Genomic DNA, 26,319 nt, shown 5'->3' with positions numbered 1-26,319 from the left:
TCAAGGTTGAATCACCAGCCTTTGATCCGTCTCACGATCTTCAAAAATAAAGCCATCCTGCTTGTAGGTTTTTAAGACAAAGTGAGTTGCCGTGCTGAGTACATTTTCGATGGTGGCTAATTTTGTTGCTACGAAAAGGGCTACCTCTTTCATGGTTTTCCCTTCAATAAATACTGCCAAATCATAGGCTCCGGACATGAGATAAACATTTTTAACTTCCGGGAAGCGGTAAATGCGTTCGGCTACGGAGTTAAAGCCAACATCCCGTTGGGGTGTCATTCTTACTTCGATCAGGGCATTTACTCTTTCAACTCCCGCCTTTTCCCAATTGATTAGGGTAAAGTATTTAATAATTGTTTTGTCTGCTTCCAGTTTTTCAATAATCATTTTTACTTCTTCTTCTGATCTTCCCGTCATAACCGCTATTTCCTTGGCAGTTAAGCGACTGTTGCATTGTAGTAATCCTAAAATTTCTAACATTTCATGCACCTCCATGTAAAATAAAAAACCCCATCCCTAAAGAAGGGACGGAGTTTATGTTTCCGTGGTACCACCCTAATTGATTACCCCGTTTACTGGGTAACCCACTCGGTCTTCGGTAACGGCGAAGAGAACCGGCAAAGCTTACTTTGAATTTCGGCTAGCTCTCTGGGGTGGCCTAGCAACTTCATTGGCCGGGCTTGCACCTGCCCCGGCTCGCTGCAACAATTAACATTGCTTTCTTCCCCATCATCGATTTTCTTGTAATGTAGATTAAGTGTATCATTCACTTTATACTCTGTCAATTTACATTGTTAAAATTCCATTTTTTTGCTCAATTAATTTTAATACATTATCCGTTTTACCCGTGATGGCGTTTACATAGACCAAATAAGTTTCCCCGTTAATATCCCCGGTAATTTCATAGGAGAACCTTTCTTTCCCATCATCCGTTGGAATAATGGCCAATCTTGTCCTGGTAATTGCCATTCTCTTGTTTACCTTTCCTCTGGCCTCACTGTCACTAATTTTGGGTGCCGGAATATCTCTTTCCTTGTGGGCCATGAGGTACCCCCGGGCGTCAAAGCCAATAATTTGGCCATCATCCAAAGCCACACTGACTTTTAATTGATCCGGATAGAGTACAACTCCTCGTTCTTGTGGTATAAAATTAAAAATTACGCGATTGTCCTGGGTCTGATGATAAACATTAACAGTATTTTGATAACCCCTTGATTCTAGAAAGTTTAGTGCTTTATCCCTTGCTTGATCAATGGAAAGCTTGGGTGCACCAATCGTTCTACTGTCCATATACCAGACTATTTTACCGCCTTTATCACTGACATTACCTACGATACGTCCGGCTTGGCCGTTCCGGGGGATCAATTCGATGGTATAGCCGGGTATTTTTTCTTTCGTACGACCGGCTACTTGGGCCCGGTAGGATTCATCATCTGGAATATCCACAAATTTTCTGGCTATGTTTCTAGCTTCATCGGCACTTGTCGGTTCGTTTCCTAAACCAACCGGCGCAGCTCTGTCCAGGTGATCTGAAAAGGGGCCGTCATAAATGAGGGTCGGAAAGCCTTGCATTTGTTGGTCAATGCTTTGGAAGTTACTAGACCCCCCTGTGGGTGCCCCTTTATCCAACTCTTGCCTTGCTGATTGAGTAATTTCCGCAACAGTAAGTCTGCCGTCAGCTACCTGCCGCTCCATGCTTTGCAAATCCCTGTTTAATTGGGAGGCCTGTCGGTAAAGGCTGTTTAAAATATTAAATTCCTCATCGGCCAGAGACTGTCCACTGGTAATTTTCTTAACTTCCACTCTAGCAAAATCACCAGATTGGGCTAAGAATTTGGCGGTTCGTCCCACTATATCGGAAGTCAGTGGCAATTGGGTAAGATTTTCCCTCGCTCCCTCTGCCTGCAGCCAAATTTCCGAAAAGATTAAAGTGTTATCCGTATCCCCTGCAGTTGCCAATGTTTTACCAAGCAAAACCTCCATGTTTTGCACCCGGTTAATCAAGTTATAGAAAGACATTTGATATCGACTATTAAGGTAGTTCTCTAATACCACTTTATTTTGGTACTCTCTATAGCCCCAAAAACCAGCCACAGCTAAAATCAACAGCCCCACTAGGGCAGGCAAACCCCATCTCTTCATAAGCGTACCCCTTCCTATAATCCAAAGACATGATTTCCAATCTGTGTTACGATTTTACGGGACCAGATCCATTTACTCACTGGTTTATAGGGATTCCAGAAAAATGTTGCACCTCCAGTGGGGTCATACCCAGCTAAAGCGTCCTGGGCGGCCCGAATGGCATCGGCAGTTACTGCCCTATTATACTGGCCGTTAGCTACAGATTCAAAGGCCAAGGGTTGATATATTACGCCAGCCATTGTTTGGGGAAAACTGCTATGCTTCGTCCGATTGAGTATAACCGCACCCACTGCCACCTTTCCAACATAGGGTTCATCCGCAGCTTCTCCCATAATAACCCGGGCTAATAAATTGACATTATGATCATTTCCCACATAAGCAATCGTACCCGATGATTTAACGGTATAGGTAGTTTTCTTTGGGGGCGTGTATAATCCCATGGCACTGAAGGTTCTCTGTCCCACTAAACCATCCGCAGTTAAGCCATGGCGGGCCTGAAATTTCCTTACGGCTGAGGCTGTTTTTCCACTGAAATAACCGTCAACCGGTCCATCATAGTAACCCCAGTCCTTTAACCTCTGCTGCACTGCCCTTACCTTGGTACCACTGCTGCCCCAATATAATACATCATCCTGGGCAAAAGCATATCCTGCGATACTGCCTAAAAAGACAACAGTTAAAAGCCAAATTAAGTATTTTTTCCTAAGTCCCCACTGCATCTATTTCACCCCTACTTTTTTTGTTATTTTTCCTCAGGGCTTGAAAATTATGTGGAGCTCAAAAAGAAAAACTCCGAGAATTTCTAAGAGCACAAGGGGACGGTTCTTTTGTGCTCCGAGGGTTAAGGCAAAGGGCTACCTTTTCCAATCCTTTGCCAATTTTACAAAATACTGCGCCCAGTCGGTTTCAGCCACAGCGTGGATGTGATTATAAAGGGCCAGCACATTTTTATAGCGTATCCCATCGTACTCACCATTGATTCCGTGACCGCGCAATACCTTAAATGCAAAATTACAATTGGTGGTGTCCACATCAATCACCCGGGAGTTATGAAACTCATGTCCTTTAACGATTTTACCCGTGGGGTAGTAAGGGGTACCGGGCAGCACCTCTAGGTGCATATAACCGTGGCCCTGGGGTTTTTTAATCATTTCCACTTCCAATGGCAGGGCACCGACCATTTCAAAGGATTTGCCTTCCCAATGAATATGCCGACCCAAGTACATGAGCCCACCGCATTCTGCATAGACTGGCAAGCCCTGTTCAATCATTTGCTTTAAATGTTTCCGAAAGGAATGGTTAGCCTGAAGTTCTTGGGCCAAGATTTCCGGGAAGCCCCCGCCTATATAAAGAGCATCAATGGCTGGCAGCATTTGATCTGAAATAGCACTGATTTCAAGCAACTTAGCGCCAGCTTCTACCAATGCCTCAAGGTTTTCCGGATAATAAAAGGAAAAGGACCGATCACGAATTACGCCGATTATTGGTTTATCTCCCCCAGGCGAAGGCTCTAGCCGGTTTAGCCATTTTATCTCTACGGGTTTGCTAATAGGCTGTTCTTCCTCCAGCTCGGGCCAATGCCTGGTCATTTTAATAATACCGTCTATATCCAAGTATTGGGCTGCAGCGGTACCGATTTTTTGTACGGCTTCCATCAAGGCATCGTTTTCTCCCGCAGGGATTAGGCCCAGGTGTCGGTCCGGGATGGAAAATTGCTCTCCCTTCGGCATAACACCCAACACGGGCACACTACAATATTTTTCAATAGATGATTTAAGCATTTTTTCATGGCGACTCCGGGCCACTTGATTTAATATTACCCCACCCACTTTGACATCCGGATCAAAGTGAGCAAAACCATTCACCATGGCCGCCACACTACGAGTCATTCTCGTACAATTAATTACTAGCAGCACAGGTGCTTGGACAATCTTAGCGAGTTCACCTGCACTACCGCTGCCCTCAACATCAACTCCATCGAAAAGGCCCATAGCCCCCTCAATAATGGCCAAGTCGGACCCTTGGGCGTGCTTTATAAAATTTCGCCGGATGGCATTTCTCTCCATCAAGTAGCTATCTAAATTACGGCAGGTAGAACCGGCAACCTTTGTTAACCAACTGGGATCAATAAAATCCGGCCCCTTTTTAAAGGGTTGCACCTTAAGACCCCTGGCGGTTAGCGCGGCAATCAAGCCCACCGTAATTGTTGTTTTCCCCGACCGTCCCTGGGGTGCCCCAACCAACAGGCGCGGAATTTTGTATATATGAGACAACGTATCACCTCGTTTTAGCTGTTAGCCTGTAGCTATTATACTTTCATCGTTTAATGAACGACACCAGCAAAGAACGAAAATCTTAGGGTGGACTGCCCCTGTCTCTCGTGCTATCCCTCTTAGAGGGGGATAGCAGCAAAACTTAGGGAGAAGCTTGGTTCTGTCTGGTATAGTTATAGAGTTTCTCTATCCATGTTTTTTATTCTCTATTTGCCGCCAATAACCTACAAGATATTTTAAAAATTTAATAGCCACCGGCTAATAGCTAATGGCTAAAGACTAATCGCTAAAAGGAAACACCCCCACCTGGGGAGATCCAAGTGAGGGCGTATACATTTTGCTTATTCTTATACGCAACCGGTGGGCTTGGGAAGGCCAGCCAGTTTACAAGCACCCTTAGCAGGGCCGGTGGGGAACAGTTCGTAAAGACCTTTTAGGCTGTAGCCGGTGTCTTTACACAGCTTACGAACCATGGGAGCAATACCGAATTGGAAGAAGTAGTCACGCAGGTACTTGATTACTTTCCAGTGATCTTCGGTTAGCTCATCGATACCTTCTTCTTTGCAAAAGTATCTAGCAACGTCTTCTGCCCAGGTGTCGGGGTTTAATAAGAAACCATCCTCATCAACTTCATATTGCTGGCCGTTTACTTCGATAAATGCCATCTAAAAGCGCACCTCCAGGAGTTTTTTTTATTAGCACCGCTTATGCGGAACTTTTATACCAGTTTATATTATATACTCTTTATGATATTTTTTGTAGTAGTACAAGCACATATTTTTTAGAAAAAACATATTGTAATATTTTAATATGTTTTTTTACTCATTAATAGGCGGATATAACGCTAATCCTACCAAGTCAATCAGACCTTTAACTTCTACACCTAGCTTGTGTTCTTTAACCATGGGGTAAAGTTGTGCTTTACAAATGGAGCAGGGAGCACATAGAATGCCGTCGCCATCTTTATCAACGCCAGTTTCACGTACTTGCTCTGCTTTCTTGGCAGAGAACTTGATACGCAGATCGTACATTTCTGGATCGTCGAACAGAATGGCAGAACCACCGCCGCAGCAGAAGTTGCGCTCACGGTTTGGCGTCATTTCAACAAAGTTAGAAACAGAAGCATTCATAACCACACGCAAGGTATCACTCATATTACAAGCTCTACCAAAGTTACAGGGGTCGTGTAAAGTAACCGGCCTGGTAACAACATCTTTATTCAGCTTAAGGGCACCCTTTTCGATGTAGTAACGTACTTCATCATGCAGGTGCACAATGGGAATACGACCAGGACGATCTAACATGCCGGGGAGATACATTTTGCCGGCACGCCAGCCGTGACCGCACTCACCCCAAACAACCTTTTTGCAACCATACTTTAAAGCTTCATCAATGATGCGCATAGAGTTTGCACGCAAGGTATGGCGCTGGTCAAACAGCAAACCAAAGTTACCTGCCTCGGCAATCTCACTGCTGATGGTCCAGTTAGCGCCCAGGTAATGGAAGAACTTGGCTACGCCTGTCATCGTGTTAGGATTCAACATAAAGTCCGCAGATGAAGGAATATACAGAATGTCTGCATTCTGATCTATGGGCATCTTCATGTCCACACCCGTTTCATCCACTATGTCTTCACACAGGAACTCACAAGTATCAACCAACCCACCCTTAGGTATGCCCGTATGGTTGCCAGTCTTCTTCATAGCCGCACCAACCGATGCCTGGAGTTTGGGTACCATACCCAGCCAGTGCAGAAGCTGACGACCAGCCATGGTTACTTCACAGGTATCTAAACCAAAGGGACAAACTAGAGCACAACGACGGCACTCATTGCACTGGTAGTAGTAAGAGTACATTTTCTCTAGATCTTCCAGTTCCAAGTCCTTAGCACCGATGAACTTAGGAAAAAACTTACCCTCCGGAGTAAAATAGCGCTTATAAACTTTGCGCATTAAATCTGCACGGTTGGTCGGAATGTTGTAAGGATCCCTCGTACCAAGGTATGTGTGGCAGTTCTCTGCACAGGCACCACACTTGGTACAGGATTCAAAAGTAATCATTAGAGACCGAAACTTTTGACCTAATTCATTTAGGTGCTTAATGGCTTCTTCAACCTTTCGGTCATCCGGCACGGGATTGATATCAATCTTCAACATGTCCGCTGCGCTGGCTTTGACCGGTTGCTTTAAACCAGTTTCAGTTAATGGCATTTACTGCACCCCCCCTGAAGTGGATTGACCGCTGGAAGCGGCATGACCGGAACCACCTACTGGAATGCCGGGTAAACCAGGTGCTGGTTCAACAAGGGGACGGGTAAGAATCCACCGATGAGCAAACATGCCTGGAATATGCAAAAGTTTGCTAAAGGGAAGAATCATCGCTAAAATTTGAACCAAAAGCAAGTGAATTGTAAATAGTGGTTTATGCATAACTTCCATGTCAGCGGTAACTGCAGAAAAGGTTAATAATTGCACTACATAGTCACGAACCGGCTCATAGTGCAGTCCCCATTCAGGAACAAAGCGCATTGTGTTACCAACTGTTACAATGGCAATCAGCAATATCAAATGTAAATAGTCACTTGGTGCAGAAATCTGTTTTACTTCGTTAATGGCCATTCTGCGATACAACAGGTAGAACAAACCTAGTAACACAAGGATACCCATGGATGTACCAAGTAAATCAGATAGATAGGTACTGAGTTCTGCAGATGTAAGCCCGATGTAGTAGAATTGCAGGCCTAAAGTACCAAAACCAACAACGTGTCCGCCCAAAACTGAAAAAAGAGCAACGTGCATAATCCATGCACCACTCCATAGAGCCTTATCGGCCTGAAACAGACTGCGGAAAAATACTGCTTCCGTAGCAATGTTTACCACAGCACCCGTTTGAGTAGTTGGTGCAGGGGTAGTCAGGGTAATGTTGTGAACAATGCGGCCATTGGCCCATCTGCCAATTCTGTAAAGAAGCCCAATTACTAATACCGCAATAGAAATATAAGGAAGAATCTGTAGGATGAAATAGGTCACTGCTACACCTCCTTTAAAATTTAAAACAAAGCATAATATTTTCTAATTAGTCAGCTCAACAAAAAAAAATTTAGTATTATGTCTCCACGTCCATAACGCCAGTTCCCTGCCCAGAACAAGCACCCCTATTAACGATCATGCTTACAACTCTTGAAGTAAACAAGCTTCGTTCGGACAAGTAACAACACAGGTTTCACAACCCATGCAATCGGTTTCTGCCCCAGTTACTTCTGCTTTACCATCAACCATGCCCAGAATACCTGCAGGACAAGCATCAATGCATTCGCCACAACCTTCACACTTGTCGGAATTAATTGAAATTACATACATTCCACAACCCTCCTTCAGTAAATATTTAAGTCCATTGGGAGTGGGCTAGGGTATGGCATATATACCTTATGAGGGCATAACTCCCCTCAATATGAGGGTAATAATAAGCCTATTCGGTGTAACTTAAATTATTCCTTCTTAAATTGACAGATTTTTTGTTAAAATGTCATACAAATCAGCCTGTACATATTTCCCTCATAGACTATACCATTAAAAAGACGATTACGTAAAGATGCTCTTACTGTCTCACAGCGAAAGTTTCACCACCTTTACTTATTTTACTTCAATTACTCTTCATAATCAAAGATAATATTCCTAATCACAATTTATTCCAGATTTTCCCCTGATATTTCTTGTTTTAGTTATATTTATTTTTTAGTAGGATTTTTCTTATGATTGGAGAAAATAAACATGTGGAGGTGAAAATTATGTCAGTTTATGAAATGGCCATCGAGTTGGGTAAAAAGTTATCCACCACCGAAGAATATCAGGGAGTATTGGTTACACAAAAAGCAGTGGCTATGGACAAAGAAGCTCGCGCCTTGGTTAAGGAATTTCAAAGTTTGCAGCAATCCTATCAGCGGATGCAAATGATGGGTCACCAGCTTACCGAGGAAAATATAGCAACTTTGGAAGAACTGGAGAAAAAGGCCACGGCCAATCCTTTGGTAAAAGAATATTTAGGCGCCCAAGCCCTATTCTATGAAGTGGTCAACGAAGTTAACGGAAAAATCCAAGAAGGTCTCAAGGGTATTCCGGAAGATACCCCCGCCCAAGACAGCTGCAGTTGCTCTTCGAATGAGAGCGGTGCCTGTGGCGGTTCTTGCTCCGGCTGCTAAGATGCTAATAGGGGAGTGTCGCAGACATCAACGGTGTCTGGGGACACTCCCTTTAATCTTTACTTTTTATAATCAGCAGCAGGCCCTCTTCAACTTCTATTTTGCCCCTAGCTTCCTGTAACACATTGCTAATCCCCAGGGAATGACCAAGGTTCAAGGTTGCATTTGCCAAAGGGTATTGAAACCCACTAAGGTTAATGCCTGTAACCTGCATCGTTAAAGGTAATAGCGAAACTTGTGGAAAGCCATCCTGCTGGACCGTTATCTGATCATTCATCAGCATTATTTGATTTTTTTCCCCAACAATCTGGCAGGGCACACCTTGTTGTAAACCCTTAGCCAGCAAATGCACATTGGCCAAACTGTGGTCAAAACGGTCCCCCAGCGCACCAAACAGAATGATCTCCCTGGGTTTTTGCTGTAAAGCCCAGTTAAACGCTATTTCTGTATCTGTCTCATTTTTCATTACAGGGTCACAAGACATGAAATTCTTTGACTGCTGCTTAATGCTGGCCAATTCTCTTGGGGTGACCGAATCAAAATCACCCATGGCCAAATCCGGAACAATACCATTTTGGATTAGATAATAGGCTCCTCGATCAACCCCTAAAATAAAATCCCCTGTTGCCACCTGCGCCAGTGCCCAGGCCCCAAGATTACCCCCGGAAAATATTAATATTCTGCCTTTTGTCATCATTCTCACTCCTTTTAGCGAATGGCAGGGTATGAAGAAATCATAAAGATACGGTTTTTTCCGTACTATCCCTCGAGAAAGCCGTAAATCTTTTCTTTTATTTTTGTGAAGGCACCGTCGGTGGCAATACGTGGTCGACGGGGTCTCGGTAAGTCCACGGATATTTCAGCCTGTATCCTGCCTGGCCTAGATGAAAGAAGATAAATCCGATCGGAAAGAAGAATCGCTTCATCTATATCATGGGTAACAAATAATACCGAGTGTTTAAAATGTTGCCAAATATCCAAGAGCCATTGCTGCATTTGAACTTTTGTCAGGGCATCTAATTTCCCAAAGGGTTCGTCTAACAGCATAACATCTTTATGGCATAGATAGGTTCTTAACAGGGCTGCCCGCTGCCTCATCCCCCCCGAGAGCATATCTGGGTAGCTTTGGCTAAAGTTTGCCAGCCCAAAAAGGGGCAAAAATTCCTGGGCCTGTTGACGCGCCTTCTCTGTGGGGATTCCCTGTAACTGTAAGGGAATCATCACATTATCCAAAACAGTCCGCCAGGGAAACAGCAAATCATTTTGAGGCATATAACTAACAAATCCCCGTTTCCCCAGTATCGAATGCTCTCCTAATAGAATATCCCCTTGGTCCGGTCCAATAAGACCTGCCACTAAATCCAGCAGGGTGCTTTTGCCACAACCACTGGGTCCGAGTAGACTTACAAACTCTCCAGACCGCACCGTAAGGGAAACACTTTCTAGCGCAACTATTTGCTGCTGTTTATTTTGGTTAAAACTCTTACTTATGGCTCTCACCTGCAGCACCTGGCTGGACATCCTTTTCACCCCCTTGGTACGTTTTTAGCTTTTTACTGGGGTAGAAATTCGTTCGTAAAGGCTTCCTGGGCATTTATATTCTGTTCAATTAAGCCTCGTTCAAACATCCAGTTGGCATAACGCGCCCATACCTCTTCCTTTTGCTCTCCCCAGCGCGGGGCATCTTCCTGATATCTTTGACTTAGCCAGGCCTGGCTGTCTTTTACCAATTCTGGGTTTAGTTCGGGTGCATTCTTTAACAATATCTCCGCGGCCTGGTCAGGGTTTTCGATGCTCCACTGGTAACCCTTGGCAGTAGCAGTCATAAATTCCCTTACCAAATCCTGTTGTTCGGAGATATGTTTTTCATTGGTAACAATTAATGGTGTATAGTAATCTAGGGCTGGGTCTAACTCTTTAAGCATGATTAGGTTTAATTCCATTCCTCTTCTTTTTGCTTCTATACCATCCCAACCATAATAAATCCATTCAAAATCCGCATCCCGTCCAATGGAATTAAAGAAATCCGTGGCACCCAGGGTAACGTTTTGTACCTTATCCGATGCAACCCCCGCCTTTTCCATGACAGCTTTAAGCACCGCCTCTTCCATCGGGGAACCCCAACCACCATAGCGTTTACCCACAAAATCCTGAGGGGATGATATTTGGGCTTCTTTTAATGAAGCAAAGGCCGAGGTGTTGTGTTGAATCACTGCGGCTAAAGACACCAATGGAATACCAGTTGACCTAGCCTGGGTCACACTTTCTTGGTAGCTGACCCCAAAATCCGCCTTTCCGGCAGCCACCAGTTGATCCGTCGTACTGCCCTCGCCAGGCTGAATAATTTCTACTGCCAGACCCCTTTCCTTAAAATAACCTTTGTCCTTGGCTACATAGAGACCCGTGTGGTTGGTATTGGGAAACCAGTCTAGCATAACGGTTACTTTTTTCATTTCTGCCTGCTTACCCTGCTCCGGTGCAGCCTTTTTCTCCTGCGTGCAACCAGTAAATAACAACATCAGACAGGCTAGTAAGCAGATAAGTTTTACGTTTCTACAAATCATAGCAATTTCTCCTTTCCTTAACTAAATAGCATATAGCCATCCGCTTTTTTGCATGATTTCCTTAGGGATCACTCTTGCACCACGGCTAAATGGTTTCTTTTTTCCTGTAATACCAAGGCATAGTTAAGCGGGCAACTCCTTCGATGATTAGGTAGATCGCTAAACTAAGACAGGTAATGACAAGAATGGCCGCAAAAACGCGGTCTGTTAAATAGGACTGGGAGGAGCGGGTCATAAAAATCCCTAGTCCCTTTGTAGCCCCTAGCCATTCACCAATTACAGCCCCCATGACACTATAGGTCCCAGCGATACGCAGTCCGGAAAAAAAGAAAGGTAGTGCCGCGGGGAGCTTGACCATGGTAAAAATCCTCCCTGGGCCTGCCCCCATGGCGGATAATAGGCGAATCATCTCCCGGTCTACCAGCCGATAGCCATCGGCCAAATTAATGGTGATGGGAAAGAAGCAGACCAAGGCCACCACAAGCACTTTGGGCAGCAAACCATAACCAAACCAGATAATTAACAGCGGTGCCACTGCAATAATCGGAATGGTCTGGGAGACGATTAATAGCGGGTAAATAGCCTTTCGTAAGGACTGAGACCATTCAATGGCTGTGGCCAGAGCAATACCGATCACAACCGCTATGCCCAAACCCAGAGTTGTCTCATAGATGGTCTGTATACTGTGCTGCCAAAGAAGTTCCCTCGCCTGCCATAAAGCTCCTATAATTTGACTTGGACCGGGTAAAATCCACGGCTCTACTTGGCTAAGGTGTACTGCAATTTCCCACAGGACCAACAGGGACAGCAGGGTAAACCCAGGCAAAAAAATGGCGGCAAAGTCCCTTTTATCGGTATTTAGCGATCTTCTCATCAATGGTTACTACTCCTTCGGGACGATAGTGAATCTTTATGTAGGTCATCACTTCCGAGGCCCCCGCGGTTATGCAAGCTTCCTGTGCCCTTTTAACAATCTCAATCAGTTTATCCATTTCCCCTTCCATTACGGTTTCCATCGGACCAACTTCATATTTAACCCCGGCTTGCTGCACAACCTCAATGGCCTTATCAACAATTTCATAACTGTTATCGCCTTTGGTTTGGGGAATTACCTGGAATCCTAAATTTACAATGGGCATGTTTTTACCTCCTTGACTAAATATTCTTATTAGAAAAAATTGGCTTGCGCCAAAGCGGAAGCCAATTTTTCTCTTATACATATCGGAAATTTTTATACTTTCCGATATGCCAAATAAAATAAGCTACCCCGGAAGGGTAGCTTTCATGCGCATAAGAATAGTTCCTGTCCCTCCGCTGGCATTACCCAGATCAGGTTTAACGGGTCGATACCTCTGTACCCTCTCAGCCAGTCACCCCCAGCTCCCCGAGCATATTTACTTGTGTTTTACTATATCAGTATTATCTTGATTTGTAAATGGACTTGATAGATGATAGGTCAGATAATAGCCATCAGCCTTCCGCTTTTTTGCACGCTTTACTTTGGGGTCTTTATGGCCCTAGGCCATGAGCTAAAACCCTTAAGAAAGACATGCACAAAAAGCTGACGACTGATGGCTAAAAATACTACTTATTTAGGTCTTCTATTGAATTAACATCCATATAAGACGGAACAACCAATCCGATTCTTGTTCCTTCCATATTAGGCCCCAGGTCTTCAAATTGGCCTTCGAATTCATTGTAGTAATCGGCGTGGGTAGCGGGTAGCCAAGCGGCAACAATGGCGTCTGCATCACCGGAAGCTAATCCAGCCCACATGGGACCAGCTTCCACTTGACTTAGTTCCACATCATAGCCGAGTTTTTCCAAGGCAATGGCCACAACATTGGCACTGGCAATCTCAGAGTCCCAAGCAACGTAGGCTAGGTTTATTTTGTCCCCTTGTACCGGCTCGATTCCCTCCAGCCATTGGTTTACTTTTTCTTCATTGTTTTTCATCCATTCAGCAGCTGCTTCTTGCTCAGGCTGGCCTTCCATGACAGCCACCATCACTGTTGCCATGTCCTCTGGCAGCCAATTGAATTTGTCTAATAACTGGTAGGCACTGGGATGATCCTCTTTAAATCCAGTGCGAACGATAGAATGAATAAACTCATCATCCCCATAGATCTTTTTGGGGTCTTCCAGGTATTTGAGATCATATTTGGCAAATTTCCAGTGGGGTGTCCAACCAGTTATAATAATGGGTTCTTTCTTCTCATAGGCCTTCGTTAAGGCCGCTGTCATAGCTGCGCCAGAACCCTCCACAAGTTCCCAATCCTTTAGTTCATATTCCTGCAATGCCTTTTCCGTGGCCTTCATTATCCCTGCCCCTGGGTCAATGCCGATAATTTTGTAATCTACTTGCTCTCCTACACTTCCTGACTGTTTGGTTTCCGTATTTGTACCGCCACAGCCTACCATCAGTAATGAGATCATTAAACCAACTACTAGTAAAACCCATCCTTTTCTCTTCAAATCCGTTCCTCCTTATATTTGTTTTCGGCCAATATTTTGCGTCATTCTATCAAGGATAATAGCAAGAATGACGATGGCTAAACCAGCTTCGAAACCTGCCCCAATCTTAATTTGAGTTACCGCCCGATAGACATCGGCGCCCAGTCCCTTGGCCCCAATCATTGAAGCAATAACCACCATAGACAAAGCCAACATGATACACTGATTAATGCCTGCCATTATTGTAGGCTTGGCCAACGGAAGCTGTACCTTTAACAGTTTTTGCATGGGCGTAGACCCAAAGGCATCCGCTGCCTCCACCAATTCTTTGGGTACCTGCCGGATACCCAGGTTCGTCAAACGGATGGTGGGTGGCATGGCAAAAATCACCGATGCAATGACTCCCGGTACTTTTCCTAAACCGAAGAAAAAGATAGCTGGAATCAGGTAAACAAAGGCAGGCATGGTCTGCATAAAATCGAGGGTAGGCATGACCACATCCCTCACTGTGTCCTTTCCGGCACATAAAATGCCAGTGGGAATACCGATAATAACCGATATCAGTGCCGCTGTCAGAACCAAAGCCAAGGTTATCATGGTGTTTTCCCAATAACCTAGGTTATGCACCAAAAACAATCCCAGCAGTGTAAAGAGTGCGATAGATTTCTTGCTGAATTTCCAAGCCAATAGTGTTAAACCAATAATTAAAGCCCAGGCAGGAATGACTGTAAAAATAAAAGCAAAAAAATCAACCCAACCACTTATTACTGTGGAAATCAGGTCGAAAAAACCTCCTAGGTGATCATCCAAATAGCCCACAAATTTTTCTATCCACTTGTCAACAGGTATCTTAGGAAATAAGTTTGCCAAACCGCACAACCCCTTCCTTGACCTCTAATTCATTGTCAGCAGCTTGGTTTACCTTACCCGCAAGACCGCCTAATACTGCTCCTCTCACAATCACGCCTAGTAAACGGTGTTGTTCATTTACCACCGCAAGTGGTATAGGGGTAAAGGCAATTAGGTCAAATAGTTCGTTCAAGCGATTCTCCGGCGAAACGATCGGCACTTCTTTTTGCATAGCCTGTTCTAAGGTTAGGCCTTCCTGATTCGCTTTGGCAACTGCATCTGCTGTCACAATACCCAATAGGGTCTTTTTCTTGTCTACAACATAGAGGCTGGATACGCCGCGATCCCTCATTAGTTGTAACGCAACCCGAGGTCCACGATCTAAGGTGATGGTCTCCGGTCTCTTCATCACATGCTCAGCTGTAAGGACCTTGGACATATCTACATCCTGAACGAATTTTTCCACATATTCATCGGCTGGATTCGTTAGTATTTCTTCCGGTGTGCCCACTTGGACAATCCGGCCATCCTTCATCAGGGCGATTCGATCTCCAATTTTCAAGGCTTCATCCAGGTCATGGGTAATAAAGATAATGGTTTTCTGCATGTTGGATTGCAGCTCAATTAGTTCATCCTGCATATCCTTACGAATTAAAGGGTCCAAAGCACTGAAGGCCTCATCCATCAGCAATACATCCGGATCGTTGGCCAATGCCCGAGCCAGGCCGACCCTTTGCTGCATACCCCCGCTTAACTGATCAGGATAGCTGGTTTCCCAGCCCTTCAAACCTACCATAGCCAGAGCTTGAAGTGCCTTTTGGCGACGCTTAGCCACTTCTACACCCTGTACCTCCAAGCCATATTCTACATTTTCAGCAACTGTTCGATGGGGAAAGAGGGCGAATCGCTGAAAAACCATGCTTAATTTTTTTCTCCTAACTTCACGAAGCTGTTCCATGTTCATGGTCGCAATATTTTTCCCATCAATTTCAATTGTTCCACTGGTTGGTTCTATGAGACGATTCAGCAACCGTACCAAAGTTGATTTCCCGCTGCCGGATAATCCCATAATGACGAAAATCTCTCCTGCCTGGACCTGGAAATTGGCTTGGTTTACACCCACGGTCAAACCAGTTTCCTCTAATATCTTCTGCTTGGACCAGCCTTTTTTTAAAAGTTCTATCGCCTTATCCGGTTTTGGGCCAAAAACCTTCGTCAAATTTTGCACTTTAATTTTTGCCACACTTCCACCTCAATTTACTCAATTAGTAAACTTCTAAATATATTGTATAACCCAAAACATTTTTGCACAAAAATGGTATCGCCTTGTATCTGTCTATAATTTACGTAAAGTTTAAACTTTACATTGGCATGGTTCCGTATGCTCAGTTTTTCATTTTTATTCTTATAACATTCTTTCTTTACATTTAGCAATATAAACAGTAAAATGTTTAACAGTAATTCTCAGGAGGTCTTTCCCCCCATGGAAAAAACAAGTCAGAGCAACAAAGTAATGCCTTACGAGCAAGTCATTAGTAGGGCGAGGGATCGCGTGGTTGACGCTTTAGCTCGGAATATTGATTTATATGGCATCACCCTGTCCATTGGTCATTTATATGGAACCCTCCTCTTTCAAGATAAACCCATGACCCTGGATCAGATGGGCGAAGCCTTGGGTATGAGCAAAACCAGCATGAGCACTGGTGTCAGAACCCTTTTAGACTTAAATATGGTTAACAAAGTTTGGATGAAGGGTACTCGTAAGGATCATTATGAGATTGAACCGGACTGGTATCAAAATTTTATTGACTATTTTTCCATCAGGTGGCGTAAGGGCATTGACGATAACACCCAATCTCTTCGTAAATCCTTACAGGAATTAATCTGTCTGCAAAACAAAGAGGATTTACCGGAACCCTTGCGGGAAATGGTAGAAAAGGATATTGAAAAAATCCAAAATGCCTTGGAATATTACGATTGGGTCAATCGCTTGATCGATACCTTTGAAAGTCACGAAATATTTAAGTATGTACCAAAAAACGAAGGAGCCGAATAGGCTCCTTCGTTTTTTGCTTTTAGCTTTAGTTAACAGCTAACAGGGGACAGATCCTTAAAAAGAACCTGTCCCCTTTGATTAATTAAGCACTTTCAACTGTATTATTTTTTTTAGCCTTTACCTTTTGAATAAATACCGCACATAATAATATACCAAAACCTACGATATCGGTAACAAGATTCGGATCAATCATTAGTAAACCACCAACGAAGAATAGCACCCGTTCTATGCGACCTGTACGGGTAATGAGGTAACCTGCCAGGGCTGCGGCAATGGCCGTCATGCCAGTGAGGGAGGTTACGATCATCATTAACACCTTGGGTAAAGTGGTGTCGATTAATAAAAGCGCTGGTGACATGACAAAGATATAAGGTATCAGGAACGCTGCAATGGCCAGCTTGGAGGCGTTTATCCCGGTCTTCATGGGGTCACCGCCCGCAATTCCGGCACCTGCAAAGGCAGCCAGGGCCACCGGCGGTGTAACATCAGCAATAATACCGAAATAAAAGACAAACATATGGGCCGCCAGCATTGGCACACCCAGCTGGATAAGGGCAGGTGCAGCAATGGTTGAAGTAATTACATAGTTGGCGGTGGTAGGTACACCCATGCCTAATATAATCGATGTAATCATGGTAAAGAAAAGTGTGGGTAATAATTGACCCTGGGCCAGATCAATCAGGGCAGAACCTAATTTTAGCCCCAGACCCGTCTTGGTAACCACACCAATAATAATACCAGCCGTAGCACAGGCAATAATCACACCCAAGGCAGATCTAGCACCTTCCTCCAGCCCCTTGAGTATATCTACCAGGGAGATACGGGTAGACTTGCGCAGCATGGAACAGCCAATGGATAAAACAATGGCTGCCAGGGCCGCACGCATGGGAGTATAGCCGCTTACTAGCAGACCAACAATAACCACTAAGGGTATCGCTAAATGTCCCCGCTCTTTTAGAATAAGACCTACCTTAGGCAGCTGATCCCGGGGAATGCCCTTTAGTCCGGTTTTTTTAGCTTCCAGGTGCACCCCAATCCAAATACCGGTAAAGTATAAAATAGCTGGTATGGCAGCGGCTTTTACAATTTCGATATAGGGTGTGGCGGTAAATTCCGCCATCAAGAAAGCCGCAGCACCCATAATGGGCGGCATTAATTGACCCCCAGTGGAGGCCGCTGCTTCTACGGCGCCGGCAAATTCACGCTTATAGCCAAGCTTTTTCATCATCGGAATGGTAAAACTGCCGGTTCCGGCAACGTTTCCTACGGAGCTACCTGATACCGTGCCCATTAATCCACTGGAAAGCACTGCCACCTTAGCAGGGCCACCACTGGCCCAACCGGCAATGGCGTTGGCCAGGTCAATAAAGAACTTGCCTAAACCGGTCTTTTCCAGGTAAGCACCAAATAAAATAAACAGAAAAATAAAGGTCGACGAAACCCCTAAGGGAATACCAAAGATCCCCTCCGTTGTATAGTATAAGTGACCCACCAGTCCACGGATGCTTGTTCCCTGGTGGGCAAAGGCCCCAGGAAGATATGGACCGGCAAAGGCATAGCTCAGGAACAGCAATGCCACGGTAACAATGGGCCAGCCCACGACCCGGCGGGCTGCCTCGATCACGAAAAGGATACCTAAGCCACCTATAATCATGTCGGTGGACGTCACAATGCCCGCACGCATTACCAATTCCTTGTAGTTTATCAAGATATACATGGGTGTGGCCACTGCCGCCACAGCCAACAGTGCGTCAAACCAATGTAATTTACTACGGGACCAACTTTTCCTGGCAGGATACAATAAATAGACTAGGGCTAAGCCAAAGGATAAGTGAACAGCCCTTTGCAATTGGGCATCTAAAACCCCAAAATAGGCAGTATATAATTGGAAAACCGAGAAGCTCATGGCCAGTAGCATTATCGCAATTCCCATGGGGCCCCTAAAACGCCTAAAGTCTGACTCTTTATCATACTTGGCCATAAATTCGTCTAAGTTTACATTGCTTTCTGGTTTTACATGATGATCTGTCAAGTTTTACCTCCTTCCAAATATAATGCCAAAACTTTGGCAGGTGTCAGGGTTTTTACTTTTAATGTAATCAATGAGCCGGCTTTGAAATAATCCTTAAAATTGTACCTTTCTCCCCGATAAATCAATGTCGGTTCGGTAAAGGGTACAACCCCGAAATCCAGTTGTGCAAAGCGTCGGTTCTGACCTTTAAGGATAAACAGGCCATTGCGATTTTCTAATTCACCTTCTCCCTCTAAAAACGGGGTCCCTACTCCGTAGGATTTAAATGTTGTGGATGTTAGCAACAAAGAATGGCCCGGCGCAAGAAGGAAGTTTTCTTGCACCGGGGTTTTAAGAACCGAATGAAGATATTCATAAGTAAAGGTCTTACCGAATATCATGGGCACTACGATAACAGGTTGACCCTGCTGCTGGGATACCAGCAATGTGGGCAAAGGAATGAAAAACACCGCTAGTAGAATCGATAGCAGCAGGCTAAAAATAAATATTTTGAAACGCTGCATTTTTCTTGTTTTCATGGATTAAAAAATCCTTTGTTATTCGTTATAGAATTTTTCAGCTCCGGGGTGCATCGGGATGGAAACGCCATCCTTGGCAGATTCCTTGCTAATATATTGACCCACTGCGTGGGCAGCTTTTAATTGGTCAAGGTTCGTAAAGATTGCTTTCGTAATATCATAGGCAGTTTGCTCATCCATTTTGTCGCTGACCACAAGCATAGCCTTGGCGCCAACGGTTGCAATGTCTGCACCTTGCTTATAGGCATCGGCAGGAATTACTACCTTGGTATAGAAGGGGTATTTTTTGATCATGCCTTCAACTTTATCATCTTCAATGGGTATCATGACAACTTTATGCTGGGCGGCAATGTCTTGTACCGCAGCGGTGGGTACACCGGCAACCAGAAAAGCTGCATCAATGTTGCCGTCCTTTAAGCCGTTGGCAGCTTCGGCAAAGGACAGGTATTGGGGATTGATATCCTCAAAGGTCAGACCATAGGCTTCTAATACGTGACGGGAGTTGCCGGTGACACTGCTTCCGGCAGCGCCTACAGCAACCTTTTTGCCCTTAAGGTCGGCAACACTCTTAATACCGGTTTTTTCAATGGTTACTAATTGAACCGTTTCAGGATAAATGGTGGCCAGGCATTTTAAACCATCTACTTTTTCCTGAAACATTTCAGTACCCGTGCTGGCATAATAGGCAATGTCATTTTGAATAAAGGCAATTTGTACGCTGCCTTGGGTTAACATGTTAACGTTGGCTACGGAAGCACCCGTGGATTGGGCAGTGGCGTTAGCACCGGGAATATTTTTGTTAATGATTTCGGCAAGGGTCCCACCCAGGGGATAATACACACCAGCAGTTCCACCTGTAGCGATATTAAAGAATTTTTTCTCGGCAGCTTGGTCATTGGCTTTTTTGTCATCGCTTGATCCGCCGCAGCCAGTGATCACCACTGACAGCATAGCAACTGCTGCCAGTAATGCAATAATACGTTTTTTCATCTGTATTGACGACTCCTCTCTCTTAATTAATTGATTAGCGTGTGTTTTTCAGCTTCCCTCCCTGTAATATAGTTTAAAATAATTGTTTTCAAAAAAACTCCCTCAGTTGCTGTCCTAATATGTCTAGTGATTTATACATAATATATTTTCTATTTGTATTAAAAAATCCTTCTTGAAAAATATAGTTGATTCGTCCGTCTTTATTGTAAAAATATATAAAGCCTACAGACAGATAGCATTTTTTATCTGTCTGTAGGCTTCATTGCCTTAGGCTTGTTCAATTAGTTTGATTATAAATGAAAACCCAAAAAATATCTACTGCTATATACAAAAAACTAAAGGAACTTATTTCAAGCTTTCCGGGTTTAATCCCTGCAGCTCAGGCAAGATAAAAATTCCGTCCTTGCGCACAAGTCTATCATCAAAATAGATTTCGCCGCCGCCGAACTCGGGGGTTTGAATATAGACAAGATCCCAGTGAATGGCTGATTTATTTCCATTAAAACACTGATCATAGGCACTCCCCGGTGTGAAGTGGATGGAGCCGGCAATTTTTTCATCAAACAAGGTATCCTTCATGGGTTTTGTAATATAGGGATTAACCCCCAGAGCAAATTCCCCTATATATCTGGCACCTTCATCGGTATCAAAGACTTTGTTAATTCGTTCGGTATGATTGGCCGTAGCTTTGATAATCTTACCGGCCTCAAATTCCAGCCGGATATTCTCATAGGTAACACCCTGATAAACAGCCGGGGTGTTATAGGTAATGCAGCCATTTACGGACTGCCGCTCGGGTGCCGTATAAACCTCCCCATCGGGGATATTTCTCCTGCCAGCACATTTAATACCTGGCAATGATTTAATGGAAAAACTCAAATCCGTTCCTTGACCCACAATCCTTACCCGGTCGGTTTTTTCCAAAAGCTCTACCAAGGGGTCCATGGCCCGGTCCATCCTAGAGTAATCCAGGTTACATACCTGGAAGTAAAAATCCTCAAAGGCTTCGGTACTGGTATTGGCAAGTTGGGACATGGCTGGGGAAGGATACCGCAGCACCACCCACTTTGTCTTAGCCACCCGAATATCACCATGCACTTTATTCCAATAATGTTTAAAATATAATTCCATCTTTTCTGGGGGCACATCCGCTAACTCCGAAGCATTGTCCCCGGAACGTATCCCAATATAGGCATCCATTTGCTTCATTCTAGCAGCTTCGTATTCTGCCAAGGCCTTCATTTGTTCTTCACTGGCCCCCAGCAGCAGTGCCCTTTCCACGGCATTATTCTTGATGGTTGCAAAGGGAATACCCCCTGCGGCATACACCTCCCTGATAATTTCCCTGACCAAAGGTAGTTCTAAGCCGATGTTTTCAATAAGGATTTTTTCACCGGACTGAATGGCACATGAATAATTTACAAGATTCTTAGCCAATTGGCATATTCGTGGGTCTACCATGTTTTACCTCCTATCGAACAATTAACCATACCCAGCCAGTCACAATCATTGAAATTGCCATCAGCCGTCAGCCAGTATTCCCGCTGAGTCTGACAGCATCTGCCGGATAGGCAGACTATAGGGGCATTTTTCTTCACACTGGCCACACGCAATACAGGCATCTGCCTTTGCCTCAAGGTCTTTGTATCTTTCCTTCGCCCAATCCTTTAAATCATAACGGCTGTAATAGCCCTCTAATAAAAATACGGTTGGGATATCGATTCCCTGGGGGCAGGGCTTACAGTATTCGCAGCGGCGGCAGAAGGCCTGGCCTAGTTTTTCAGTTTCTTCCTTTAAGACAACCCATTCTTCCTCCTTGAGGGGGGTCCATTCATTACCCAGCAGGGCGTTTTCCTCTATCTGTTGTAGAGAATCCATGCCGGGAATAATGGTGGTCACTGGCTGTTCCAGCAGGTAACCCAGAGCCAGTCTGGCATTGCGCAAGGCCCCCCCTGCCAGGGGCTTCATTACAATAATCGCAGTGTTTGTCTGGTGAGCCAGATCCAATAGTTCCTTGGCTTCGGTTTCCACTGCATTAAAGGGAAACTGTACGGTGGCAAATTCGCCTGTCTTTAATGCTTCCACTAAAAGCTCCTGAATATGCCCCGTTATACCAATATGACCAATGATGCCCTTACTTTGGGCTTCCTTTAAGGCCACCAGTGCTCCATTGGGGCTTACGATCTGTGCCAAGGATTCGCGGTCCTTGACATTGTGGCATTGGTAAAGATCGATATAGTCAACCCCCAGGGCCGTTAAACTTTTTTGTATATCAGCCGCCATGCCTTCTTTGGATCTGGCCATGGATTTGGTGGCTATGATGGCTTCCTGGCGCCGCTGCTTCAACACCAGGCCTAATTTAGCTTCACTATCCGTATACCCTCGGGCGGTATCAAAGAAATTTATCCCTCGATCCAAGGCTCCGTTTACCAGCGTGACGGCCTCTTGTTCAGTAATCCGCTGAATGGGAATCCCCCCAAAGCCGATCACGGAAACCTCCAGGCCTGTCCTTCCCAATACTCTATGTTGCATCTTTTGCCTCCTTGGTTCATGTTAGGTTTATTTTATCATACTAATCTGTCATGACCTAAAGCTTTGCCCTTCGCTTTTAGCCAATAAAAAAGCCCCATGCTTTTGACACAGGGCCTTTGGTTATTCATCTAATTTTTTTCGATAGGCAGCCTCCACATAGTGGGGACAGCATTTAACGTAATTCTTTTTACAACAGGCATAGTCATAAAAATCCTTGCAATTATCTTTCACTTTGATTTTTCTTAATCTGCACCAATCTCCATCTTTATAGGTGCAACTGTCATAAACTTTGCCGTAATGTTTATATTTGATCTTTCCTATCTTTTCAAGGTAGTAGGGGCAATTTTTGTGGTAATTGGAATTGATGCAGTTGTGGCGATAGAAGGTTCTATTTTTCTGATACATGTTAACGCGCCTAAGCTCACACATCTCGTTGATAAGGTAGGGACAGCGAAAGGCTGGTTTGAAATATCTGTTCGGTTTTATTCTACTGACTCTATCCGAAAAATAGGAGCATTTATCATAGTATTTTGAGGTGCAACAAGTATCGTCATAAAAGCTTTTATGTTTTTTACATACAGGATGTTTCGTTACATCACATCGCTCTTCGCAAATGTAGGGACAACTGCGTGATGATCCAATAAAGTGGTAGGTCTTGGCGGCGTACACCTTTCTGGTAAAGTTCGGACAGTTCTTTAGGTAGTCCGAATGGCTGCAGGTGTTTTGGAAAAAATCCTGATCCTCTTTTATGTTTTCCTGTGTTAACTTACACCGATCCCCTTGAATGTATGGACACTGATCCATCAATATTTTCACCCCCCAGACTTCTTTCTTCATTCTATTCCCGGGAAGTAAAAATGTTGCCACGCTATGTCTATGAGTACAGGCTTCGACAAACATTAAACATTTCTTATATTTACAAATCCGTTGCCTTTTCCTGCTGTAATAGGTGGATACGGTTTAATACAGAGGGATGAGAGTAGCTAAACCACTCGATAAAGGCTGGGGGTGATACATCGGATGAATTTTTGGCTACCAGATTCACCTGTAGGCGAACCGCCGCCGGAATATCCCCGGTTAGCTGCACCGAGACACGGTCGGCCTCCCTTTCCATGCCCCGGGAGATGCTGCTTTGTATTGGGCTGGCAATAAAGGAAACGGCTGCAAAAAACAACAGGGTAAGGGCCCAGGTATGGGGAGGGTAGCGTGTAAGGGGTGCTATGGTCGTTCGAATAAAGATAAATAGCAAACCCCATAATATAAAATTACTGAAAATTGCTAGGGTTACACCCTTTAGGATGTGCCCCTGTTGCCAGTGGGCCATTTCATGGGCCAGCACAGCCTTTACTTGATCCGGTGGATAATCCTCTAAAAGTGTATCATACAAGACAATTTGTTTTGTCTGACCCAGTCCTGCAAAGTAGGCATTGGCACGGGTGGTTCGCCTGCTGGCATCCATCACCAGTACCTCGTCAACCGGTATGCCTGCCTTGGTGGAAAGTTCACTAACCATCCTTAATACAGCGGGGTCTTTAACTGGTTCAAATCGGTTAAACATAGGAGAAACCACCAAGGGCCAAATAAAATTTTGTGCCACGAGCCAGATTGACAGCAGGGAGGCAACCACCAACCACCAGGCCCTGGGCCAATGCTTAAGAATACAAAAGAATAATAGAACTCCTAAAATTCCAAGCCCCAGTTCTAAACCAGCACTTTTTAGGGTATCAACCCACCAGGCACTGAAGGTCTGGGTGGAAAAGCCCCACTTTTTCTGTAAGAAAAAGCCGTTAAGATAACTAAATGGAAAATAAAGAACCCTAAATATCAGCCATAGGCCTAAAAAATACAGCAGAGCACTGCCATAATAACTACCTCTGGTTATTTGTTGGGTCCAGCGGGTCAGGGCGATGGCCTTGCCGCTCCAAATAAACCAGCACAATAGAATAACCTCTAATATAACAACAGCCAGCATCAAAAGCTGTTGAATTCGGCTGTGTTCCCTGCCTTGGTTTATCTGTTCCAGGGAAAAATATTGAAAGGCCTCCGGTGAAACTTTGCCGGGAAAGATGATATACCAGAGATAAAGCGAAGCAAAACCAAAGAAAATTGCCATTAATCCTAGCCAGAGATGGTTTAATCTTGGCTGCAATGTTAATCCCCCTCCCCCATAGGTAAATATTTCTATCTATATTTTACGCTGATGTTTGCCGGTTATGACTTACTGGACTATCCGGTTGGCTTATTGTATAATTTTAGCCATTGTTTATCATGTTAACCAGTTTACCCAGGGTAATTAAACGAATAGACGAAAGGAACTAAGGAAATGAAATTACCCGCTGCTTTTTTAAATAAAATGGAGAAACTTCTGGGTCAGGATTACCCCCAATTTCTCCAAAGCTATGCCGTACCGCGTACGGCGGGACTACGGGCCAATGGCTTAAAGCTCACTCCGGAGGAGCTAAAAAAACGCTTACATGTTATTGAAGAACCCATACCCTGGAGCCGGGATGGGTACTATTATAGCGAAGTCACTCGCCCGGCAAAACACCCCTATTATTATGCAGGATTGTATTATATCCAGGAACCCAGTGCCATGCTGCCAGCAGAGCTTTTACACCCGTCACCGGGGGAAAGGGTATTGGACCTGTGTGCTGCCCCGGGTGGCAAGTCCCTTCAATTGGCTGCCCGGCTGGGCAGGGAGGGACTGCTGGTGGTAAATGACCTGCAGCCCCAGAGGGCCAAGGTCTTGCTAAAAAATATTGAGCGTTTCGGTGTGGTCAATGCCATTGTTCTTAATGAATCCCCCCAACACTTGGCTCCGGTATTTGGCGAATTTTTTGATAAGATTTTAGTGGATGCACCCTGCTCCGGCGAAGGCATGTTTCGCAAGGAGCCAGATATGGCCAAGGATTGGAGCGAAGAGGCAGTTGACAAATACGTCGGCTGGCAACAGGAAATTCTGGCTACCGTTCCTTCTTTATTAAAGCCCGGCGGGGAAGTGGTTTACTCCACCTGTACTTTTTCCCCGGAGGAGAATGAACAGCAAATGGAGAATTTTTTGACCCATTACCCCCACTTTGAATTAATTGAGCAAAAAAGAATGTGGCCCCATTGGGTGAAGGGTGAAGGTCATTTTGTGGCGAAACTAAAGGATAACACTGCATCGGAAAAGGAAACCCCTCCTGCCGACAAAAGGAAGGCCTCCAAAAAACAGCCTAACCCCACCCTGGATGAAGCTACCAAACAAGCCCTCGCAGACTTTTCCCAGCAGGTTTGGGGAAATAAAAAAATCTGGCAGGAATGGATGCCCCGCGGCGGCCAGGTAATTGAACGAGCTGGCCATATTCTTTGGGAAAGTATCGCATTACCTCCCTTACGTGGTTTGAAAGTTCTCCGCTCCGGTTGGCTTTTGGGCACGGTGGAGAGAAAACGCTTTCGGCCCAGCCCAGCCTTAGCCTTGGGCCTGCCGGTAGAAGCCGCAAAAGCTGCTGTGCAAAAATTGAATTTAGCCGCAGGGAATGAAGCCGATTGTTCCTTGGCCCTGCGCTATTTGAGGGGGGAAACCCTCCAGCAGGAGGGAAGAACCTGGGCCAAGGGTTGGCATCTTGTTTGTTTGGACCATTTTCCCTTGGGTTGGGCTAAAGGGGATGGTAACTGGCTAAAAAACGGCTTTCCGCCCGGTTGGCGTTGGATTGACGGGGATTGATAAAG

At 44.8% G+C, this 26,319-nt stretch carries 26 protein-coding genes, 1 riboswitch and 1 other annotated feature; of the genes, 3 read left to right on the top strand and 23 right to left on the bottom strand.

Annotated elements, in window-relative coordinates:
- The 8 genes from V6C11_RS12720 to V6C11_RS12685 all read right to left on the bottom strand — a co-directional run bounded on the left by V6C11_RS12720 (position 1) and on the right by V6C11_RS12685 (position 7,774).
- A complete protein-coding gene (locus tag V6C11_RS12720) occupies positions 1-480 on the bottom strand; it encodes an Lrp/AsnC family transcriptional regulator (protein ID WP_333531549.1) in 480 nt (159 codons plus the stop codon).
- Between the two features lie 40 nt (positions 481-520).
- Positions 521-742 (bottom strand) — a binding site (T-box leader).
- Between the two features lie 44 nt (positions 743-786).
- Positions 787-2,142 (bottom strand): germination protein YpeB, encoded by a 1,356-nt coding sequence (gene ypeB / locus V6C11_RS12715; RefSeq protein ID WP_333531548.1) that lies wholly within the window; start codon positions 2,140-2,142, stop codon positions 787-789.
- A gap of 14 nt (positions 2,143-2,156) precedes the next feature.
- Positions 2,157-2,861 (bottom strand): spore cortex-lytic enzyme, encoded by a 705-nt coding sequence (sleB, locus tag V6C11_RS12710; RefSeq protein ID WP_333531547.1) that lies wholly within the window; start codon positions 2,859-2,861, stop codon positions 2,157-2,159.
- Positions 2,862-2,996: 135 nt separating this feature from the next.
- Entirely contained in the window at positions 2,997-4,415 is a 1,419-nt protein-coding gene (locus V6C11_RS12705; protein ID WP_333531545.1) for a cobyrinate a,c-diamide synthase, read from the bottom strand.
- 347 nt (positions 4,416-4,762) lie between these two features.
- A complete protein-coding gene (locus V6C11_RS12700; RefSeq protein ID WP_333531544.1) occupies positions 4,763-5,080 on the bottom strand; it encodes a TusE/DsrC/DsvC family sulfur relay protein in 318 nt (105 codons plus the stop codon).
- 153 nt (positions 5,081-5,233) lie between these two features.
- Positions 5,234-6,625, bottom strand: coding sequence for a (Fe-S)-binding protein (locus tag V6C11_RS12695; protein WP_333531543.1), 1,392 nt, complete (start codon positions 6,623-6,625; stop codon positions 5,234-5,236).
- On the bottom strand, positions 6,626-7,444 hold the full coding sequence (locus V6C11_RS12690; protein ID WP_333531542.1) for a respiratory nitrate reductase subunit gamma: 819 nt from the start codon (positions 7,442-7,444) through the stop codon (positions 6,626-6,628).
- Positions 7,445-7,585: 141 nt separating this feature from the next.
- Entirely contained in the window at positions 7,586-7,774 is a 189-nt protein-coding gene (locus tag V6C11_RS12685) for a 4Fe-4S dicluster domain-containing protein (protein WP_333531541.1), read from the bottom strand.
- 428 nt (positions 7,775-8,202) lie between these two features.
- Between V6C11_RS12685 and V6C11_RS12680 the strand changes: the two genes are divergently transcribed.
- Positions 8,203-8,613: a YlbF family regulator gene (locus V6C11_RS12680; RefSeq protein WP_333531540.1), complete on the top strand. Its 411-nt coding sequence runs from the start codon at positions 8,203-8,205 to the stop codon at positions 8,611-8,613.
- Positions 8,614-8,665: 52 nt separating this feature from the next.
- Here V6C11_RS12680 and V6C11_RS12675 read toward each other — a convergent pair whose 3' ends face one another.
- The 8 genes from V6C11_RS12675 to V6C11_RS12640 all read right to left on the bottom strand — a co-directional run bounded on the left by V6C11_RS12675 (position 8,666) and on the right by V6C11_RS12640 (position 15,723).
- The gene (locus V6C11_RS12675; RefSeq protein WP_333531539.1) at positions 8,666-9,307 is read right to left on the bottom strand and encodes a thiamine diphosphokinase; all 642 of its coding nucleotides are present in this window, start codon (positions 9,305-9,307) and stop codon (positions 8,666-8,668) included.
- 65 nt (positions 9,308-9,372) lie between these two features.
- Positions 9,373-10,134: an ABC transporter ATP-binding protein gene (locus tag V6C11_RS12670; RefSeq protein ID WP_333531538.1), complete on the bottom strand. Its 762-nt coding sequence runs from the start codon at positions 10,132-10,134 to the stop codon at positions 9,373-9,375.
- A gap of 32 nt (positions 10,135-10,166) precedes the next feature.
- On the bottom strand, positions 10,167-11,177 hold the full coding sequence (locus V6C11_RS12665) for an ABC transporter substrate-binding protein (RefSeq protein WP_333531537.1): 1,011 nt from the start codon (positions 11,175-11,177) through the stop codon (positions 10,167-10,169).
- 85 nt (positions 11,178-11,262) lie between these two features.
- Positions 11,263-12,051 (bottom strand): ABC transporter permease, encoded by a 789-nt coding sequence (locus tag V6C11_RS12660; RefSeq protein ID WP_333531643.1) that lies wholly within the window; start codon positions 12,049-12,051, stop codon positions 11,263-11,265.
- Positions 12,026-12,316: a thiamine-binding protein gene (locus V6C11_RS12655; protein ID WP_333531536.1), complete on the bottom strand. Its 291-nt coding sequence runs from the start codon at positions 12,314-12,316 to the stop codon at positions 12,026-12,028. The genes V6C11_RS12660 and V6C11_RS12655 overlap by 26 nt, the downstream gene beginning before the upstream one ends.
- A gap of 149 nt (positions 12,317-12,465) precedes the next feature.
- A riboswitch (TPP riboswitch) is annotated at positions 12,466-12,574 on the bottom strand.
- Between the two features lie 187 nt (positions 12,575-12,761).
- Positions 12,762-13,652 carry a glycine betaine ABC transporter substrate-binding protein gene (locus V6C11_RS12650; protein WP_333531535.1) on the bottom strand — a complete coding sequence of 297 codons (891 nt, stop codon included), beginning with the start codon at positions 13,650-13,652 and terminating at the stop codon, positions 12,762-12,764.
- A gap of 12 nt (positions 13,653-13,664) precedes the next feature.
- A complete protein-coding gene (locus V6C11_RS12645) occupies positions 13,665-14,501 on the bottom strand; it encodes an ABC transporter permease (protein ID WP_333531534.1) in 837 nt (278 codons plus the stop codon).
- The gene (locus V6C11_RS12640; RefSeq protein ID WP_333531533.1) at positions 14,482-15,723 is read right to left on the bottom strand and encodes a quaternary amine ABC transporter ATP-binding protein; all 1,242 of its coding nucleotides are present in this window, start codon (positions 15,721-15,723) and stop codon (positions 14,482-14,484) included. Before V6C11_RS12640 ends, V6C11_RS12645 begins: the two co-directional genes overlap by 20 nt.
- Positions 15,724-15,963: 240 nt before the next feature.
- On the opposite strand from V6C11_RS12640, the gene V6C11_RS12635 reads away from it, so the two are divergent.
- Complete coding sequence (locus V6C11_RS12635) at positions 15,964-16,536, top strand: GbsR/MarR family transcriptional regulator (protein WP_333531531.1); 573 nt, start codon at positions 15,964-15,966, stop codon at positions 16,534-16,536.
- A gap of 82 nt (positions 16,537-16,618) precedes the next feature.
- Here the strand turns inward: V6C11_RS12635 and V6C11_RS12630 are convergent, their stop codons facing one another.
- From V6C11_RS12630 to V6C11_RS12600, 7 genes are all read right to left on the bottom strand, one after another.
- Positions 16,619-18,568, bottom strand: a complete 1,950-nt coding sequence (locus tag V6C11_RS12630) for a TRAP transporter permease (RefSeq protein WP_333531530.1) — start codon at positions 18,566-18,568, stop codon at positions 16,619-16,621.
- The gene (locus V6C11_RS12625; RefSeq protein ID WP_333531529.1) at positions 18,565-19,086 is read right to left on the bottom strand and encodes a DUF1850 domain-containing protein; all 522 of its coding nucleotides are present in this window, start codon (positions 19,084-19,086) and stop codon (positions 18,565-18,567) included. The genes V6C11_RS12630 and V6C11_RS12625 overlap by 4 nt, the downstream gene beginning before the upstream one ends.
- 18 nt (positions 19,087-19,104) lie before the next feature.
- Positions 19,105-20,076, bottom strand: coding sequence for a TAXI family TRAP transporter solute-binding subunit (locus V6C11_RS12620; protein WP_333531528.1), 972 nt, complete (start codon positions 20,074-20,076; stop codon positions 19,105-19,107).
- A 345-nt stretch (positions 20,077-20,421) separates the two neighbouring features.
- Positions 20,422-21,537: an aminopeptidase gene (locus V6C11_RS12615; RefSeq protein WP_333531527.1), complete on the bottom strand. Its 1,116-nt coding sequence runs from the start codon at positions 21,535-21,537 to the stop codon at positions 20,422-20,424.
- A gap of 60 nt (positions 21,538-21,597) precedes the next feature.
- Positions 21,598-22,608 carry an aldo/keto reductase gene (locus tag V6C11_RS12610; protein WP_333531526.1) on the bottom strand — a complete coding sequence of 337 codons (1,011 nt, stop codon included), beginning with the start codon at positions 22,606-22,608 and terminating at the stop codon, positions 21,598-21,600.
- A 120-nt stretch (positions 22,609-22,728) separates the two neighbouring features.
- Positions 22,729-23,412, bottom strand: coding sequence for a hypothetical protein (locus V6C11_RS12605; protein ID WP_333531642.1), 684 nt, complete (start codon positions 23,410-23,412; stop codon positions 22,729-22,731).
- Positions 23,413-23,524: 112 nt separating this feature from the next.
- Positions 23,525-24,757: a M48 family metallopeptidase gene (locus V6C11_RS12600; protein ID WP_333531524.1), complete on the bottom strand. Its 1,233-nt coding sequence runs from the start codon at positions 24,755-24,757 to the stop codon at positions 23,525-23,527.
- Between the two features lie 174 nt (positions 24,758-24,931).
- On the opposite strand from V6C11_RS12600, the gene V6C11_RS12595 reads away from it, so the two are divergent.
- A complete protein-coding gene (locus V6C11_RS12595; RefSeq protein WP_333531523.1) occupies positions 24,932-26,314 on the top strand; it encodes an RsmB/NOP family class I SAM-dependent RNA methyltransferase in 1,383 nt (460 codons plus the stop codon).
- Positions 26,315-26,319 lie beyond the last annotated feature (5 nt).

The organism is Desulfotomaculum sp. 1211_IL3151 (assembly GCF_036763075.1).
Lineage (GTDB): Bacteria > Bacillota > Desulfotomaculia > Desulfotomaculales > Desulfotomaculaceae > Desulfotomaculum.
The sequence above is the reverse complement of the archived record's forward strand: the minus strand, read 5'-3'. Positions and strand labels throughout refer to the sequence as shown.

Coding starts and splice junctions, on each gene's coding strand:
- V6C11_RS12720 (WP_333531549.1), bottom strand. CDS start 480: ATGTTAGAAATTTTAGGATTACTACAATGCAACAGTCGCTTAACTGCC.
- ypeB (WP_333531548.1), bottom strand. CDS start 2,142: ATGAAGAGATGGGGTTTGCCTGCCCTAGTGGGGCTGTTGATTTTAGCT.
- sleB (WP_333531547.1), bottom strand. CDS start 2,861: ATGCAGTGGGGACTTAGGAAAAAATACTTAATTTGGCTTTTAACTGTT.
- V6C11_RS12700 (WP_333531544.1), bottom strand. CDS start 5,080: ATGGCATTTATCGAAGTAAACGGCCAGCAATATGAAGTTGATGAGGAT.
- V6C11_RS12695 (WP_333531543.1), bottom strand. CDS start 6,625: ATGCCATTAACTGAAACTGGTTTAAAGCAACCGGTCAAAGCCAGCGCA.
- V6C11_RS12685 (WP_333531541.1), bottom strand. CDS start 7,774: ATGTATGTAATTTCAATTAATTCCGACAAGTGTGAAGGTTGTGGCGAA.
- V6C11_RS12680 (WP_333531540.1), top strand. CDS start 8,203: ATGTCAGTTTATGAAATGGCCATCGAGTTGGGTAAAAAGTTATCCACC.
- V6C11_RS12675 (WP_333531539.1), bottom strand. CDS start 9,307: ATGACAAAAGGCAGAATATTAATATTTTCCGGGGGTAATCTTGGGGCC.
- V6C11_RS12670 (WP_333531538.1), bottom strand. CDS start 10,134: ATGTCCAGCCAGGTGCTGCAGGTGAGAGCCATAAGTAAGAGTTTTAAC.
- V6C11_RS12665 (WP_333531537.1), bottom strand. CDS start 11,177: ATGATTTGTAGAAACGTAAAACTTATCTGCTTACTAGCCTGTCTGATG.
- V6C11_RS12660 (WP_333531643.1), bottom strand. CDS start 12,051: ATGAGAAGATCGCTAAATACCGATAAAAGGGACTTTGCCGCCATTTTT.
- V6C11_RS12655 (WP_333531536.1), bottom strand. CDS start 12,316: ATGCCCATTGTAAATTTAGGATTCCAGGTAATTCCCCAAACCAAAGGC.
- V6C11_RS12635 (WP_333531531.1), top strand. CDS start 15,964: ATGGAAAAAACAAGTCAGAGCAACAAAGTAATGCCTTACGAGCAAGTC.
- V6C11_RS12625 (WP_333531529.1), bottom strand. CDS start 19,086: ATGAAAACAAGAAAAATGCAGCGTTTCAAAATATTTATTTTTAGCCTG.
- V6C11_RS12620 (WP_333531528.1), bottom strand. CDS start 20,076: ATGAAAAAACGTATTATTGCATTACTGGCAGCAGTTGCTATGCTGTCA.
- V6C11_RS12615 (WP_333531527.1), bottom strand. CDS start 21,537: ATGGTAGACCCACGAATATGCCAATTGGCTAAGAATCTTGTAAATTAT.
- V6C11_RS12610 (WP_333531526.1), bottom strand. CDS start 22,608: ATGCAACATAGAGTATTGGGAAGGACAGGCCTGGAGGTTTCCGTGATC.
- V6C11_RS12605 (WP_333531642.1), bottom strand. CDS start 23,412: ATGGATCAGTGTCCATACATTCAAGGGGATCGGTGTAAGTTAACACAG.
- V6C11_RS12595 (WP_333531523.1), top strand. CDS start 24,932: ATGAAATTACCCGCTGCTTTTTTAAATAAAATGGAGAAACTTCTGGGT.